The following is a 16,137-nucleotide window of genomic DNA, read 5'->3' as shown; positions in this document are numbered from 1 at the left end:
AATCGTACCCCAAACCGACACAGGTGGTCAGGTAGAGAATACCAAGGCGCTTGAGAGAACTCGGGTGAAGGAACTAGGCAAAATGGTGCCGTAACTTCGGGAGAAGGCACGCTGGCATGTAGGTGAAGTCCCTTGCGGATGGAGCTGAAGCCAGTCGAAGATACCAGCTGGCTGCAACTGTTTAATAAAAACACAGCACTGTGCAAACACGAAAGTGGACGTATACGGTGTGACGCCTGCCCGGTGCTGGAAGGTTAATTGATGGGGTCAGCCGCAAGGCGAAGCTCTTGATCGAAGCCCCAGTAAACGGCGGCCGTAACTATAACGGTCCTAAGGTAGCGAAATTCCTTGTCGGGTAAGTTCCGACCTGCACGAATGGCGTAATGATGGCCAGGCTGTCTCCACCCGAGACTCAGTGAAATTGAACTCGCTGTGAAGATGCAGTGTACCCGCGGCAAGACGGAAAGACCCCGTGAACCTTTACTATAGCTTGACACTGAACATTGAGCCTTGATGTGTAGGATAGGTGGGAGGCTTTGAAGCGTGGACGCCAGTCTGCGTGGAGCCATCCTTGAAATACCACCCTTTAATGTTTGATGTTCTAACTCGGCCCCGTGATCCGGGGTGAGGACAGTGTCTGGTGGGTAGTTTGACTGGGGCGGTCTCCTCCCAAAGAGTAACGGAGGAGCACGAAGGTTAGCTAATCACGGTCGGACATCGTGAGGTTAGTGCAAAGGCATAAGCTAGCTTGACTGCGAGAGTGACGGCTCGAGCAGGTACGAAAGTAGGTCTTAGTGATCCGGTGGTTCTGAATGGAAGGGCCATCGCTCAACGGATAAAAGGTACTCCGGGGATAACAGGCTGATACCGCCCAAGAGTTCATATCGACGGCGGTGTTTGGCACCTCGATGTCGGCTCATCACATCCTGGGGCTGAAGTAGGTCCCAAGGGTATGGCTGTTCGCCATTTAAAGTGGTACGCGAGCTGGGTTTAGAACGTCGTGAGACAGTTCGGTCCCTATCTGCCGTGGGCGTTGGAAGATTGAGAGGGGTTGCTCCTAGTACGAGAGGACCGGAGTGAACGCACCACTGGTGTTCGGGTTGTCATGCCAATGGCATTGCCCGGTAGCTAAGTGCGGAAAAGATAAGCGCTGAAAGCATCTAAGCGCGAAACTTGCCTCAAGATGAGTCTTCCCTGGGCCTTTAAGGCCCCTGAAGGAACGTTTAAGACTAAGACGTTGATAGGCTGGGTGTGTAAGTGCAGCGATGCATTGAGCTAACCAGTACTAATGATCCGTGAGGCTTAACCTTACAACACCGAAGGTGTTTTGGTGAGACCAAGACAATATTCAGCTTGTTTACAGATTGGTTCTGATGGCGACACGAGAGTGGCGCGGTTGGAATGAAACAGAATTTGCCTGGCGGCAATAGCGCGGTGGTCCCACCTGACCCCATGCCGAACTCAGAAGTGAAACGCCGTAGCGCCGATGGTAGTGTGGGGTCTCCCCATGCGAGAGTAGGACACTGCCAGGCATCAAATAAAGCCGAAAGCCCTGAACTGACGTTCAGGGCTTTTTGCTATGCGTAAAATAAATATCCTGACTGTATCTATTACTTTGAAAAATACCTTTTTGGCATATGTAGCTTAGCCTTATAAGGAAGCATAATGTTTTTTGTCGGGGAAATAGCCAGATCAATATGTAATTGATAGCTTCAGATTATTATTTAAATAATAAAAATGCCTATTTATTAAGATGTTGATGAGAATTATCCGGTTATATCAAAGATAAATCTTAATTCTTCAGTGTATTATTCGATAAATTTCACGTTAATTAAAACAAATATTAGCCAGACGCCTCGAATCGAGTAGACTAGGCGAAAGATTATTTCCGTATAGGTACTGAACGTTATGTCTACTGAAAGCGCGTCTTTAAAAAACCACAATACGTTTGCGCTCCCGGTCAACGCAGCGCACCTGATCATAGCCGATAGAATTGAGCAGATGCTCAAGGTTTGGCAACAAACGCGCAAGCGTCAGGAGCCGCTGCTGATTCTCGGTGAAGGTAGCAACGTGCTGTTCCTGGAGGATTTTTCGGGCACGGTCATGGTCAATCAGCTAAAGGGTATCGACGTCCGGGAAGATAACGATGCCTGGCATCTCCACGTCAGCTCCGGTGAGAATTGGCATGATCTGGTGCAATATACGCTGCAGGCCGGGATCTGCGGTCTGGAGAACCTGGCGTTGATTCCTGGATTGGCCGGCTCCGCGCCTATTCAGAACATCGGCGCCTACGGCGTCGAATTGAAAGACGTTTGCGAGTATGTCGACCTGCTGGATTTCTCTACCGGCGCTATCGATCGCATTCCGGCTGCCGAGTGTGGTTTCGGCTACCGGGAAAGTATTTTCAAACACCGTTTCCAAACCGGGCATGTCATTGTCGGGCTGGGTTTGCGCCTCAACAAACAGTGGCAACCCAAATTGAGCTACGGCGATCTGGCTAAGCTGGATCCCGCTACGGTGACGCCGCTTCAGGTATTTGAATCCGTATGCGCCATGCGCCGCAGCAAGCTGCCTGATCCGCGTGAAACCGGCAATGCCGGCAGCTTCTTCAAGAATCCGCTGGTGAACGCAGAGAAAGCCGCAGAACTCATCGCCAAATATCCTGGCATACCGCATTATCTGCAGCAGGATGGCCAGGTGAAGCTGGCCGCCGGCTGGCTTATCGACCAATGCGAGCTGAAAGGATATCGTCTCGGTGGTGCTGCGGTACACCGCCAGCAGGCGCTGGTGCTGGTGAACATCGACAACGCCCACAGCCAGGATGTGGTGGCGCTGGCGCGCCATGTACGCAAGACGGTGGCCGATAAATTTGGCGTCTGGCTGGAGCCTGAGGTGCGTTTTATTGGCGCGACCGGTGAGCTGAATGCCGTGGCGGTGCTGTCATGAAAGATACCAAGGTTCCGTTAAAACTGATCGCGCTGCTGGCCGACGGCGAGTTCCATTCCGGGGAACACCTCGGTGAGTCACTCGGCATGAGCCGTGCTGCGATCAATAAGCATATTCAAACCATTCGCGAGTGGGGGCTGGATGTTTTTACCGTGCCTGGCAAAGGTTACAGCCTGCCTGGTGCCATCCAGCTGTTGGAAGCCGAGCGTATCCTCAGCCTGCTGGAAGACAAGCGTGTAAGCGTGTTGCCGGTGGTCGATTCCACCAACCAATACTTGCTGGACCGCATCGCCGAATTGCACTCCGGTGACGCCTGCGTCGCTGAATACCAACAGGCGGGGCGTGGGCGCCGCGGGCGGCAGTGGATCTCGCCATTCGGCGCTAATTTATACCTGTCGATGTTCTGGCGCTTGGAGCAAGGCCCGGCGGCGGCAATGGGGCTTAGCCTGGTGATCGGGATGGTGATGGCGGAAGTTCTGCAGCGTCTCGGTGCGGCAGACGTGCGCGTTAAGTGGCCTAACGATCTTTATCTGAACGATCGTAAACTGGCGGGGATCCTGGTCGAACTGACGGGAAAAACCGGCGATGCGGCTCAACTGGTCATCGGTGCCGGCATTAACCTGGCGATGCGGGATACCAACGCCAGCGCCATTACCCAGGGCTGGATTAACCTGCAGGAAGCGGGAATTCAGATCGATCGCAATGAGCTGGCTGCAACCCTGCTCAATGAGCTGCGTCAGTCGTTGAAACAGTTTGAGATAGACGGACTGGCGCCATTTATCGGTCGCTGGCGTACCCTGGATAACTTTATCGACAGACCGGTCAAGCTCCTGATTGGCGAGCGGCAGATTGTGGGCATCGCCCGAGGTATCGATTCGCAGGGGGCGCTACTACTGGAACAAGACGGAGAGATAAAACCCTTCATCGGCGGGGAGATATCACTGCGCAGTGCGGAATAGTTAGAGAAAGGGGGACGGCAACGTCCCCTGAATCGATCGGTAGGCTTACTTTCTTAAACGCACGCTTTCAACGGCGTGGTTAGCGCTTTTGGTCATGATCAGGCTGGCTCTCTCGCGCGTAGGCAGTATATTCTGCTGCAAATTCAATCCGTTAATTTCATTCCACAATTGCGTGGCGATATTAATCGCTTCCGGTTCCGGCAATTTTGAATAGTGATGGAAATAAGAATCGGGATTGGAAAATGCGCCCTGACGGAATTTCAGGAAGCGATTGATATACCAGCTTTGCAATAGCGTCTCCGGGGCATCAACATATATAGAGAAGTCGACAAAATCGGAAACGAATACGCGATGCGGATCGTGAGGGTAATCCATACCGCTTTGCAATACGTTAAGCCCTTCCAGGATCAGAATATCCGGCTGCTCGATGACTTTATTGCCCTCGGGCACAACGTCATAGATCAAATGGGAATAAACCGGGGCGGTGACGCGTTTGGCGCCGGATTTCACTTCCGACACGAATTTCACCAGGCTATGCATATCGTAAGACTGCGGGAAGCCTTTTTTCTTCATCAGGCCGCGTTCGTTCAGCACCTTATTTGGATGCAAGAAACCGTCGGTCGTGATCAGCTCAACGCTGCGGTGTTCCGGCCAGCGGCTCAGCAGTGCCTGCAACAAGCGCGCTGTTGTGCTCTTACCGACGGCTACGCTGCCGGCGATGCCGATGACATAGGGAATTTTTTGCCCGTCGGTGCCGAGGAATTGCTCCAGTACCGCCTGCCGCCGCAGGTTGGAGCTGATATAGAAGTTCAACAGTCGTGACAGCGGCAGATAAATCTGCGCAACTTCTTCCAACGAGAGATCTTCGTTAATCCCTTTCAGTTTAACGATCTCTTCTTCCGACAACGTCAGCGGCACCGAATCTCTCAACGCAGCCCATTGGGTACGATCGAACTGTAGGTAGGGCGTTGCTAAAGATTGATCTCTTTTTATCATAAGCCAAATTCTGCCTGTTAACGCAGGTTGGGAAAGGCGCCGGACGCCAGCTCCAGAGAATAAACAAGCTGCATATTATAGACAGCTTCGTTTTTGGCGTAGACTTTTTTCGCAAAAGTTGTCGATAGGCAGCAGTTTATGTCAATTGTGCGAAGCGGCGCGCAGTTGATAAAGCGGGGTTGCAAGGCGGTATCATCGGGGCCGGATACCGCCTGAAGGCTAGCTGGCGATGGCGCGCGAAGGTTGGTTCACGGCGAACAGGCGTTTGTAATAAATAACGGTTGGATGGTAATGCCCATCGGGCCCTGCCGCATAATCCGGTAGCTCGCCCAAACAGCGATAACCCAGGCTGCGATAAAGCGCTTCTGCTGCCGAACCGGCCTGCGTATCCAGGTACAATAGCCCGCGCTGCTGTTGCAGTGCCGCGTGCTCCAGTGACTTCATCAGCGCCTGACCTACGCCGTTTCGGCGAGCGCGGCTATGCACCAACAGTTTCACTACCTCCGCACGATTACGGCCGTTCGGCTTCTGGCAGAGCTCGAGTTGCACGGTGCCAACGACGCCGTGCTCGTCACGGGCAATCCACAGCAGCAGTTCACCTTTGGCCAAGGCCGGCCGCAGACTGTGGAAGTAGCTTTCGGCGTCTTCGTGAGGGATTAAGGTGTCGTAACCGACAGAAGCGCCGTGCGTGACGGCATCGGTCAACAGGCGGGCCAATTCATCGCGGTAAATCGGTAGCGTAGCGGCGTTGATAGGCACTATTTTCATCGGTCATGCCTCCTGGGATGGGGGTAATGAAGAGAAGCAATAAATGAGCCACAGCGGCGAAAGGCATGGCGACGGCAAAAGGGCGAGGGATCAGTGTAGCCCACGCCGCAGTTCGGGGCAGGTATCCCCTTTTTGGTGCATCGATCCCGCTCACAGTTTACCTGCGCGGGTTAAGTGTTTTGAGAAGCCCGACACGGAGAAAGCGGCGCTCAAGGCTTGCAAAAAGTGGATAAAATTGCAGAGAATGATTGCCGCGAGTGATGAATGTTTGCACGCCGCAGGCTGCGAATTGCATGACAGCATGCAAAATTGACTGATTTATGAGCGAAAGTGCGCGTAAAGCAATTTTTTTGTTGCATAGGTCGCCCGCTCTACCTAGAATGCGCTGCACTTGATGCCGGCTTAGCTCAGTAGGTAGAGCAACTGACTTGTAATCAGTAGGTCACCAGTTCGATTCCGGTAGCCGGCACCATTCAAGTCACAAGTAGTTAAAATCTGGTGGGGTTCCCGAGCGGCCAAAGGGAGCAGACTGTAAATCTGCCGTCACAGACTTCGAAGGTTCGAATCCTTCCCCCACCACCAAATCTTGCCTTCGGCGATTAACTGAGATGCGATAAATACCGCAACGGTTGATGGCGGGAGGAGAGGGCGAAAGCCTTCGGCAAGGTTCGAGCTGTGCAGCGCAAGGCGCAGCCGGCCCGAAGGATGCGAGCCGAGTGATGAACAATCCTGCTCCATCCCAAAATTCTACAGAAAAATCAGGTAGCCGAGTTCCAGGATGCGGGCATCGTATAATGGCTATTACCTCAGCCTTCCAAGCTGATGATGTGGGTTCGATTCCCACTGCCCGCTCCAAGATGTGCTGATATAGCTCAGTTGGTAGAGCGCACCCTTGGTAAGGGTGAGGTCGGCAGTTCGAATCTGCCTATCAGCACCACTTCTTAATTTCTCGCCCCCTGATTTTCTTTCTGTTCTGGATTCAACGAGCAAATGCTTGGTTGATGTGGTGATACCACCGATTTATCCGTGTCTTAGAGGGACAATCGATGTCTAAAGAAAAGTTTGAACGTACAAAACCGCACGTTAACGTCGGTACTATCGGCCACGTTGACCACGGTAAAACTACCCTGACTGCAGCGATCACCACCGTACTGGCTAAAACCTACGGCGGTTCTGCACGTGCTTTCGACCAGATCGATAACGCGCCAGAAGAAAAAGCTCGTGGTATCACCATCAACACCTCTCACGTTGAGTATGACACCCCGACTCGTCACTACGCGCACGTTGACTGCCCAGGGCACGCCGACTACGTGAAAAACATGATCACCGGTGCTGCTCAGATGGACGGCGCGATCCTGGTAGTAGCTGCGACTGACGGCCCAATGCCTCAGACCCGTGAGCACATCCTGCTGGGTCGTCAGGTTGGCGTTCCTTTCATCATCGTATTCATGAACAAATGCGACATGGTTGATGATGAAGAGCTGCTGGAACTGGTAGAAATGGAAGTTCGCGAACTGCTGTCCGCGTACGATTTCCCAGGCGACGACCTGCCAGTAATCCGTGGTTCCGCGCTGAAAGCGCTGGAAGGCGAAGCTGAGTGGGAAGCGAAAATCATCGAACTGGCCGAAGCCCTGGACAGCTACATCCCAGAGCCAGAGCGTGCTATCGACAAGCCGTTCCTGCTGCCAATCGAAGACGTATTCTCCATCTCCGGTCGTGGTACCGTTGTTACCGGTCGTGTTGAGCGCGGTATCATCAAAGTTGGCGAAGAAGTTGAAATCGTTGGTATCAAAGACACCGTTAAGTCTACCTGTACTGGCGTTGAAATGTTCCGCAAACTGCTGGACGAAGGCCGTGCTGGTGAGAACGTAGGTGTTCTGCTGCGTGGTATCAAGCGTGAAGAAATCGAACGTGGTCAGGTACTGGCTAAGCCAGGCTCTATCAAGCCACACACCCAGTTCGAATCTGAAGTGTACATCCTGAGCAAAGATGAAGGTGGTCGTCACACGCCATTCTTCAAAGGCTACCGTCCACAGTTCTACTTCCGTACTACTGACGTGACCGGCACCATCGAACTGCCAGAAGGCGTAGAGATGGTAATGCCAGGCGACAACGTGAACATGGTTGTCACCCTGATTCACCCAATCGCGATGGATGACGGTCTGCGTTTCGCAATCCGTGAAGGCGGCCGTACCGTTGGCGCAGGCGTTGTTGCTAAAGTTATCGCTTAATCGCTGATAAAGTTTGACGCGACACGCGGTAAAAGGGCATCATTTGATGCCCTTTTTCTACGCTGTGAACTAGAACCTATCTCATCAGCGATTTTGCAGTCATAATCATTGGTGAGATGGGCTCTTAAACCGTATTGACTGAAATACGTCATAGCGTAAAACACCGGGATAGCGCTGAAGCGGTATCCGATCGGTTTGGTTTGCCTCGCAATGCGAGGCAAAGTTGTTTGTTCTGAATCATCATTGTGACAGGTTGGTTTATGAGTGCGAATACCGAGGCTCAAGGGAGCGGACGCGGCCTGGAAGCGGCAAAGTGGCTGATCGTCGCCGTTCTGTTGGTTGTGGCTATTGTCGGTAACTATTACTACCGTGATTTAAGCCTGCCATTGCGCGCGCTGGCAGTTGTGCTGATCATCGCCGTTGCAGGTGCAGTGGCTCTGATGACCACCAAAGGCAAAGCCACCGTTGCGTTTGCCCGCGAAGCGCGTACCGAAGTACGTAAAGTGATTTGGCCAACTCGTCAGGAAACGCTACACACCACGTTGATCGTTGCCGCGGTAACCGCCGTGATGTCACTGATTCTGTGGGGGCTGGATGGTATTCTGGTCCGTCTGGTGTCGTTTATTACTGGCCTGAGGTTCTAAAATGTCTGAAGCTCCAAAAAAACGTTGGTACGTCGTTCAGGCGTTTTCCGGTTTTGAAGGTCGCGTAGCACAATCGCTGCGTGAACACATCAAACTGCACGATATGGAAGAGCTGTTCGGCGAAGTGATGGTGCCTACGGAGGAAGTGGTTGAAATCCGTGGCGGCCAGCGTCGCAAGAGCGAGCGTAAGTTCTTCCCTGGCTACGTGCTGGTGCAGATGGTGATGAATGACGCCAGCTGGCACCTGGTGCGCAGCGTACCGCGCGTCATGGGGTTCATCGGCGGTACGTCTGACCGTCCTGCGCCAATCAGCGATAAAGAAGTTGATGCGATCATGAACCGCCTGCAGCAGGTTGGTGACAAGCCGCGTCCGAAAACGCTGTTCGAACCGGGCGAGCTGGTGCGCGTCAACGACGGCCCGTTTGCCGATTTCAACGGTGTGGTCGAAGAAGTCGATTACGAGAAGAGCCGCCTGAAAGTTTCCGTTTCCATCTTTGGCCGTGCAACGCCGGTGGAACTGGACTTCAGCCAGGTTGAGAAAGGCTGATCGAATAATCAGCAATGAGTGGCGCGTTGCCGCTTGTCAAAGGCGCGAAATTGAACTACAATTTCGCGCCTTTTGTTTTTAGATGCCTTGCCTGATGCATGTTGGGCGGGGTGAAACACGGGGAGCCTCTTACGAGGCGATACTACCCAAACCGAGGAAATTTAAATGGCTAAGAAAGTACAAGCCTACGTCAAGCTGCAAGTTGCAGCTGGTATGGCGAACCCGAGCCCACCAGTGGGTCCAGCTCTGGGTCAGCAGGGCGTTAACATCATGGAATTCTGTAAGGCATTCAACGCTAAGACTGACAGCGTTGAAAAAGGTCTGCCGATTCCGGTTGTTATCACCGTTTATTCTGATCGCTCCTTCACTTTCGTTACCAAAACCCCGCCAGCAGCAGTTCTGCTGAAAAAAGCGGCTGGTATCAAGTCTGGTTCCGGTAAGCCGAACAAAGACAAAGTAGGTAAAGTGACCCGTGCTCAGGTACGTGAAATCGCAGAAACCAAAGCTGCGGACATGACTGGTTCTGACGTTGAAGCGATGACTCGCTCCATCGAAGGTACCGCTCGTTCCATGGGCCTGGTAGTGGAGGATTAAGAGATGGCTAAGCTGACCAAGCGCATGCGCGTGATCCGTGACAAAGTTGATGCTACTAAACAGTATGACATCACTGAAGCTGTTGCTCTGCTGAAAGAGCTGGCCACCGCTAAATTCGTAGAAAGCGTTGACGTTGCCGTTAACCTCGGCATTGACGCTCGTAAATCTGACCAAAACGTTCGTGGCGCTACCGTTCTGCCACACGGCACCGGTCGTTCCGTTCGCGTTGCCGTATTTGCCCAAGGCGCTAACGCTGAAGCAGCGAAAGCTGCCGGCGCAGAGCTGGTAGGTATGGACGATCTGGCTGACCAGATCAAGAAAGGCGAAATGAACTTCGACGTTGTTATTGCTTCCCCGGATGCAATGCGCGTTGTAGGTCAACTGGGCCAGATCCTGGGTCCACGCGGCCTGATGCCAAACCCGAAAGTGGGTACCGTTACTCCGAACGTTGCTGAAGCAGTGAAAAACGCTAAAGCAGGTCAGGTTCGCTACCGTAACGACAAAAACGGCATCATCCATACCACTATCGGTAAGGTTGATTTCGACGCAGACAAACTGAAAGAAAACCTGGAAGCCCTGCTGGTTGCGCTGAAAAAAGCAAAACCTTCTCAGGCGAAAGGCATGTACATCAAGAAAGTTAGCCTCTCCACCACCATGGGTGCTGGCGTTGCTATCGATCAGAGCGGTCTGTCTGCTGCAGCGAACTAATCGCATTTGCGATTATCGCTTTGACTTGGGGTCAAGATTTGTCTAGAATCTTATGCCCCAAGGTTTTGCTATTGGCTATGCCGTAGGCAAAACAAAGATTTTTCGGTTGGAGCCTGGCCTATCCAGGCCTCCGTCCAAGACCGCAGGTGTATCGCAAGATACTTAATCCTTCCTGCGTAGACGGTGACAGAGCCTAAGAAAATTTTTCTTTTTTATAAAAGAATGTCTTTGCTGGATTCTGCTCACCGTGTTAAGCCGCTCGGCGTGGCGTTTTACAAAGCGCCGAGTGAAGTGAGTTCCGGGGGATTTTCCCCGGCTAATCCAGGAGCAAAAAGCTAATGGCATTAAATCTTCAAGACAAACAAGCGATTGTTGCTGAAGTCAGCGAAGTAGCCAAAGGCGCGCTGTCTGCGGTTGTTGCGGATTCCCGCGGCGTTACCGTAGATAAAATGACTGAACTGCGTAAAGCAGGTCGTGAAGCTGGCGTTTACATGCGTGTTGTTCGCAACACCCTGATGCGTCGCGTAGTTGAAGGCACTCCATTCGAATGCCTGAAAGACACGTTTGTCGGTCCTACCTTGATTGCATTCTCTCACGAACACCCGGGCGCTGCTGCTCGTCTGTTCAAAGAGTTCGCGAAAGCGAATGCAAAATTCGAGGTTAAAGCTGCGGCCTTTGAAGGTGAGCTGATCCCAGCGGCGCAAATCGACCGCCTGGCGACGCTGCCAACTTACGAAGAAGCGATCGCACGCCTGATGGCAACCATGAAAGAAGCCGCTGCCGGCAAACTGGTTCGCACTCTGGCTGCAGTACGCGATCAGAAAGAAGCGGCGTAAGCCACTCTTTCTTAGCCTTTGCTAACGTATTTAAACTATTTCTGAATTTTAGGAACAATTGTTATGTCTATCACTAAAGACCAAATCCTGGAAGCAGTTGCCGCTATGTCCGTAATGGACGTTGTTGAACTGGTTTCCGCTATGGAAGAAAAATTCGGCGTTTCTGCTGCTGCTGCTGTAGCTGTTGCTGCTGGCCCAGCTGAAGCTGCTGAAGAGAAAACTGAATTCGACGTTATCCTGAAAGCTGCAGGCGCTAACAAAGTTGCTGTTATCAAAGCAGTACGTGGCGCTACCGGCCTGGGTCTGAAAGAAGCTAAAGACCTGGTTGAATCTGCTCCAGCCGCTCTGAAAGAAGGCGTGAGCAAAGATGACGCAGAAGCTCTGAAAAAATCTCTGGAAGAAGCTGGCGCAGAAGTTGAAGTTAAATAAGCCAACCTTTCCGGTTGCAGCCTAGTCTTTTAGGCTGATGGCTGGTGACTTTTTAGTCACCAGCCTTTTTGCGCTGTAGGGCGCCAGTAGCGTTTCACACTGTTTGGCTGCTGGTTTCGCCTCCCAATGTTTGTTTCTATTGACGACTTAATATACCGCGGTCTTTGCACTACCAGGAGTTCTGGGGGAAGACGCGATGAAATGGTTTAAGCGTGATAGCAAGAGACATTGCGGAAAGTGTTCCCGCTTTCCGGTCGACAAAACGGTGTTGCATGAACTGTCCCTAATCGGACGGACAGATTGGGTCACTGATCAGCGAGCTGAGGAACCCTATGGTTTACTCCTATACCGAGAAAAAACGTATTCGTAAGGATTTTGGTAAACGTCCACAAGTGCTGGACATACCATATCTCCTTTCTATCCAGCTTGACTCGTTCCAGAAGTTTATCGAGCAAGATCCAGAAGGGCAGTACGGCCTTGAAGCCGCATTCCGTTCTGTTTTCCCTATCCAGAGCTACAGTGGCAATTCGGAGCTGCAATACGTTAGCTACCGTCTTGGTGAGCCGGTCTTCGACGTCAAAGAGTGCCAGATCCGTGGTGTGACGTTCTCTGCACCGCTGCGCGTAAAACTGCGCCTGGTTATCTATGAGCGCGAAGCGCCTGAAGGTACGGTCAAAGACATCAAGGAACAAGAAGTCTACATGGGCGAAATTCCGCTCATGACCGAAAACGGCACCTTTGTGATCAACGGTACTGAGAGGGTTATCGTATCTCAGTTGCACCGTAGTCCTGGCGTATTCTTCGACAGCGATAAGGGTAAAACCCACTCCTCGGGTAAAGTGCTGTACAACGCACGTATCATCCCTTACCGCGGTTCATGGTTGGACTTCGAGTTCGATCCGAAAGACAACCTGTTCGTGCGTATCGACCGTCGCCGCAAACTGCCTGCGACCATCATTCTGCGCGCGCTGAACTACACCACTGAACAGATCCTCGACCTGTTCTTTGACAAGATCGTCTTCGAAATCCGCGACAACAAGCTGCAGATGGAGCTGGTGCCAGAGCGCCTGCGTGGTGAGACCGCTTCGTTCGATATCGAAGCCAACGGCAAGATCTACGTAGAGAAAGGCCGTCGCATCACCGCTCGTCATATCCGTCAGCTGGAAAAAGACGACATTCAGAGCATTGAAGTACCGGTAGAGTACATCGCGGGCAAAGTGGTCGCGAAAGACTATATCGATACCAATACCGGCGAACTGATCTGCGCAGCCAACATGGAGCTGTCGCTGGATCTGCTGGCCAAGCTGAGCCAGTCCGGCCACAAGCGCATCGAAACGCTGTTCACCAACGATCTGGATCACGGCGCGTACATCTCTGAAACGCTGCGTGTCGATCCGACCAACGATCGTCTGAGCTCGCTGGTAGAAATCTACCGCATGATGCGCCCTGGTGAGCCGCCAACGCGCGAAGCTGCCGAAAGCCTGTTCGAGAACCTGTTCTTCTCCGAAGACCGCTACGATCTGTCCGCGGTGGGTCGCATGAAGTTCAACCGTTCTCTGCTGCGCGACGAGATCGAAGGTTCGGGCATCCTGAGCAAAGACGACATCATCGAAGTGATGAAGAAGCTCATCGATATCCGTAACGGCAAGGGCGAAGTGGACGATATCGACCACTTGGGCAACCGTCGTATCCGCTCCGTCGGCGAAATGGCCGAGAACCAGTTCCGCGTAGGTCTGGTGCGTGTTGAGCGTGCGGTGAAAGAGCGTCTGTCTCTGGGCGATCTGGATACCCTGATGCCTCAGGACATGATCAACGCCAAGCCGATTTCGGCGGCGGTGAAAGAGTTCTTCGGCTCCAGCCAGCTGTCCCAGTTCATGGACCAGAACAACCCGCTGTCCGAGATCACGCACAAGCGTCGTATCTCCGCACTGGGCCCGGGCGGTCTGACCCGTGAGCGCGCCGGCTTTGAAGTTCGAGACGTACACCCGACCCACTACGGCCGTGTGTGCCCAATCGAAACGCCGGAAGGTCCAAACATCGGTCTGATCAACTCCCTGTCCGTGTACGCACAGACTAACGAGTATGGCTTCCTGGAAACCCCGTACCGCCGCGTGCGTGACGGCGTGGTGACCGATGAAATCAACTACCTGTCTGCTATTGAAGAAGGCAACTTCGTTATCGCCCAGGCGAACTCCAACCTGGATGAAGAAGGCCGCTTCGTAGAAGACCTGGTCACCTGTCGTAGCAAAGGCGAATCAAGCCTGTTCAGCCGCGACCAGGTTGACTACATGGACGTATCCACCCAACAGGTTGTTTCCGTTGGTGCTTCACTGATTCCATTCCTGGAACACGATGACGCCAACCGTGCATTGATGGGTGCGAACATGCAACGTCAGGCCGTACCAACCCTGCGCGCTGACAAGCCGCTGGTCGGTACCGGTATGGAACGCGCTGTAGCGGTTGACTCCGGCGTAACCGCCGTTGCCAAACGCGGCGGTGTGATCCAGTACGTGGATGCTTCCCGTATCGTTATCAAAGTTAACGAAGACGAGATGTACCCGGGCGAAGCAGGTATCGATATTTACAACCTGACCAAGTACACCCGTTCTAACCAGAACACCTGCATCAACCAGATGCCGTGTGTGAATCTGGGTGAGCCAATCGAGCGCGGCGACGTGCTGGCGGATGGCCCATCGACAGACCTGGGCGAACTGGCACTGGGCCAGAACATGCGCGTAGCGTTCATGCCTTGGAACGGCTACAACTTCGAAGACTCCATCTTGGTCTCCGAGCGCGTGGTACAGGAAGATCGCTTCACCACCATCCACATCCAGGAACTGGCGTGCGTGTCTCGCGACACCAAGCTGGGGCCTGAAGAGATCACCGCCGACATCCCTAACGTGGGTGAAGCTGCGCTCTCCAAGCTGGATGAATCCGGTATCGTGTATATCGGTGCTGAAGTGACCGGCGGTGACATTCTGGTCGGTAAGGTAACGCCTAAAGGCGAAACCCAGCTGACGCCGGAAGAGAAACTGCTGCGTGCGATCTTCGGTGAGAAAGCGTCTGACGTTAAAGACTCTTCTCTGCGTGTACCGAACGGCGTTTCCGGTACGGTTATCGACGTGCAGGTCTTCACCCGCGATGGCGTGGAAAAAGACAAGCGCGCGTTGGAAATCGAAGAGATGCAGCTGAAGCAGGCGAAGAAAGACCTGACTGAAGAACTGCAGATCCTGGAAGCCGGCCTGTTTGCACGTATCCACGCGGTGCTGGTTGCCGGTGGCATCGAAGCCGACAAGCTGAGCAAGCTGCCGCGCGATCGCTGGCTGGAACTGGGCCTGACCGACGAAGAGAAGCAAAACCAGCTGGAGCAGCTGGCTGAGCAGTACGACGAACTGAAATCCGACTTCGAGAAGAAGCTGGAAGCCAAGCGTCGTAAGATCACTCAGGGCGACGATCTGGCCCCGGGCGTGCTGAAAATCGTTAAGGTTTATCTGGCCGTTAAGCGTCAGATCCAACCGGGTGACAAGATGGCGGGCCGCCACGGTAACAAGGGTGTTATCTCCAAGATCAACCCGATCGAAGATATGCCTTACGATGAAAACGGCACGCCGGTAGACATCGTACTGAACCCGCTGGGCGTACCATCACGTATGAACATCGGTCAGATCCTGGAAACCCACCTGGGTATGGCTGCGAAAGGTATCGGTGAGAAGATCAACCAGATGCTGAAGCAGCAGCAGGAAGTGGCCAAGCTGCGTGAGTTCATCCAGAAGGCCTACGATCTGGGCGACGACGTTTGCCAGAAAGTCGACCTGAACACCTTCAGCGACGACGAAGTACTGCGTCTGGCAGAGAACCTGAAAAAAGGTATGCCGATCGCAACGCCGGTGTTTGACGGTGCGAAAGAGACTGAAATCAAGAAGCTGCTGGAAATGGGCGGTATCCCGACCTCCGGTCAGATCACGCTGTTCGATGGCCGTACCGGTGAGCAATTCGAGCGCCAGGTTACTGTCGGCTATATGTACATGCTGAAACTGAACCACTTGGTTGACGATAAAATGCACGCCCGTTCAACCGGTTCTTACAGCTTGGTTACTCAGCAACCTCTGGGTGGTAAAGCGCAGTTCGGTGGTCAACGCTTCGGTGAGATGGAAGTGTGGGCACTGGAAGCATACGGCGCGGCTTATACCCTGCAGGAAATGCTCACCGTTAAGTCGGATGACGTTAACGGCCGTACCAAGATGTACAAAAACATCGTGGATGGCGACCACCGGATGGAGCCAGGCATGCCGGAATCCTTCAACGTACTGTTGAAAGAAATCCGCTCGCTCGGCATCAACATCGAACTGGAAGACGAGTAATCGTCATTCCGGCTCAGGCTCCCCGCCTAAGGGAGCCTGAGGGTGGTTGTTCAGGTCACACGGGTACCTACTGCGGTTGTGGGTACCCAACAGGTTTAACTCCGACAGGAGCCAATCC

The 16,137-nt window shown here is 53.2% G+C and carries 12 protein-coding genes, 4 tRNA genes, 2 rRNA genes and 1 other RNA gene (1 of these 19 only partly in view); 17 read left to right on the top strand and 2 right to left on the bottom strand.

Annotated elements, in window-relative coordinates:
• From AWX27_RS24010 to birA, 4 genes are all read left to right on the top strand, one after another.
• Positions 1-1,310: ribosomal RNA gene (locus AWX27_RS24010) — 23S ribosomal RNA — on the top strand; it begins 1,610 nt to the left of the window's first position.
• Positions 1,311-1,416: 106 nt separating this feature from the next.
• A 5S ribosomal RNA gene (gene rrf, locus AWX27_RS24005) occupies positions 1,417-1,532 on the top strand.
• 376 nt (positions 1,533-1,908) lie between these two features.
• Positions 1,909-2,946 (top strand): UDP-N-acetylmuramate dehydrogenase, encoded by a 1,038-nt coding sequence (gene murB, locus AWX27_RS24000; protein ID WP_060425364.1) that lies wholly within the window; start codon positions 1,909-1,911, stop codon positions 2,944-2,946.
• On the top strand, positions 2,943-3,905 hold the full coding sequence (gene birA, locus AWX27_RS23995) for a bifunctional biotin--[acetyl-CoA-carboxylase] ligase/biotin operon repressor BirA (RefSeq protein WP_033636716.1): 963 nt from the start codon (positions 2,943-2,945) through the stop codon (positions 3,903-3,905). Before murB ends, birA begins: the two co-directional genes overlap by 4 nt.
• Before the next feature lie 45 nt (positions 3,906-3,950).
• On the opposite strand, the gene coaA is transcribed toward birA, so the two are convergent.
• Positions 3,951-4,901 (bottom strand): type I pantothenate kinase, encoded by a 951-nt coding sequence (coaA, locus tag AWX27_RS23990; RefSeq protein WP_033636718.1) that lies wholly within the window; start codon positions 4,899-4,901, stop codon positions 3,951-3,953.
• Between the two features lie 219 nt (positions 4,902-5,120).
• Positions 5,121-5,669, bottom strand: coding sequence for a GNAT family N-acetyltransferase (locus AWX27_RS23985; RefSeq protein ID WP_060425362.1), 549 nt, complete (start codon positions 5,667-5,669; stop codon positions 5,121-5,123).
• A 396-nt stretch (positions 5,670-6,065) separates the two neighbouring features.
• Between AWX27_RS23985 and AWX27_RS23980 the strand changes: the two genes are divergently transcribed.
• The 13 genes from AWX27_RS23980 (at position 6,066) to rpoB (ending at position 16,019) form a co-directional block, all read left to right on the top strand.
• Positions 6,066-6,141 (top strand) — tRNA-Thr (locus AWX27_RS23980).
• Positions 6,142-6,166: 25 nt separating this feature from the next.
• A tRNA-Tyr gene (locus tag AWX27_RS23975) sits at positions 6,167-6,251 on the top strand.
• A gap of 46 nt (positions 6,252-6,297) precedes the next feature.
• Positions 6,298-6,413: non-coding RNA, RtT sRNA (locus tag AWX27_RS23970), on the top strand.
• A gap of 36 nt (positions 6,414-6,449) precedes the next feature.
• Positions 6,450-6,524, top strand: a tRNA-Gly gene (locus tag AWX27_RS23965).
• Between the two features lie 6 nt (positions 6,525-6,530).
• Positions 6,531-6,606 (top strand) — tRNA-Thr (locus AWX27_RS23960).
• 109 nt (positions 6,607-6,715) lie between these two features.
• Complete coding sequence (gene tuf / locus AWX27_RS23955; RefSeq protein ID WP_015376315.1) at positions 6,716-7,900, top strand: elongation factor Tu; 1,185 nt, start codon at positions 6,716-6,718, stop codon at positions 7,898-7,900.
• A gap of 260 nt (positions 7,901-8,160) precedes the next feature.
• Positions 8,161-8,544 carry a preprotein translocase subunit SecE gene (gene secE / locus AWX27_RS23950; protein ID WP_004929916.1) on the top strand — a complete coding sequence of 128 codons (384 nt, stop codon included), beginning with the start codon at positions 8,161-8,163 and terminating at the stop codon, positions 8,542-8,544.
• Between the two features lies 1 nt (position 8,545).
• The gene (gene nusG / locus AWX27_RS23945; RefSeq protein ID WP_004929914.1) at positions 8,546-9,091 is read left to right on the top strand and encodes a transcription termination/antitermination protein NusG; all 546 of its coding nucleotides are present in this window, start codon (positions 8,546-8,548) and stop codon (positions 9,089-9,091) included.
• A gap of 165 nt (positions 9,092-9,256) precedes the next feature.
• Positions 9,257-9,685, top strand: coding sequence for a 50S ribosomal protein L11 (gene rplK, locus AWX27_RS23940; RefSeq protein ID WP_015376316.1), 429 nt, complete (start codon positions 9,257-9,259; stop codon positions 9,683-9,685).
• Positions 9,686-9,688: 3 nt separating this feature from the next.
• A complete protein-coding gene (rplA, locus tag AWX27_RS23935; protein ID WP_019456443.1) occupies positions 9,689-10,393 on the top strand; it encodes a 50S ribosomal protein L1 in 705 nt (234 codons plus the stop codon).
• A 338-nt stretch (positions 10,394-10,731) separates the two neighbouring features.
• Positions 10,732-11,229: a 50S ribosomal protein L10 gene (gene rplJ, locus AWX27_RS23930; RefSeq protein ID WP_004929905.1), complete on the top strand. Its 498-nt coding sequence runs from the start codon at positions 10,732-10,734 to the stop codon at positions 11,227-11,229.
• Between the two features lie 63 nt (positions 11,230-11,292).
• The gene (rplL, locus tag AWX27_RS23925) at positions 11,293-11,658 is read left to right on the top strand and encodes a 50S ribosomal protein L7/L12 (protein WP_004929903.1); all 366 of its coding nucleotides are present in this window, start codon (positions 11,293-11,295) and stop codon (positions 11,656-11,658) included.
• 332 nt (positions 11,659-11,990) lie between these two features.
• A complete protein-coding gene (gene rpoB, locus AWX27_RS23920) occupies positions 11,991-16,019 on the top strand; it encodes a DNA-directed RNA polymerase subunit beta (protein WP_004929900.1) in 4,029 nt (1,342 codons plus the stop codon).
• The last annotated feature ends 118 nt before the right edge of the window (positions 16,020-16,137 follow it).

The sequence above is a fragment of the Serratia sp. 2880STDY5682894 genome (assembly GCF_001537385.1).
GTDB lineage: Bacteria > Pseudomonadota > Gammaproteobacteria > Enterobacterales > Enterobacteriaceae > Serratia > Serratia nevei.
The sequence above is the reverse complement of the archived record's forward strand: the minus strand, read 5'-3'. Positions and strand labels throughout refer to the sequence as shown.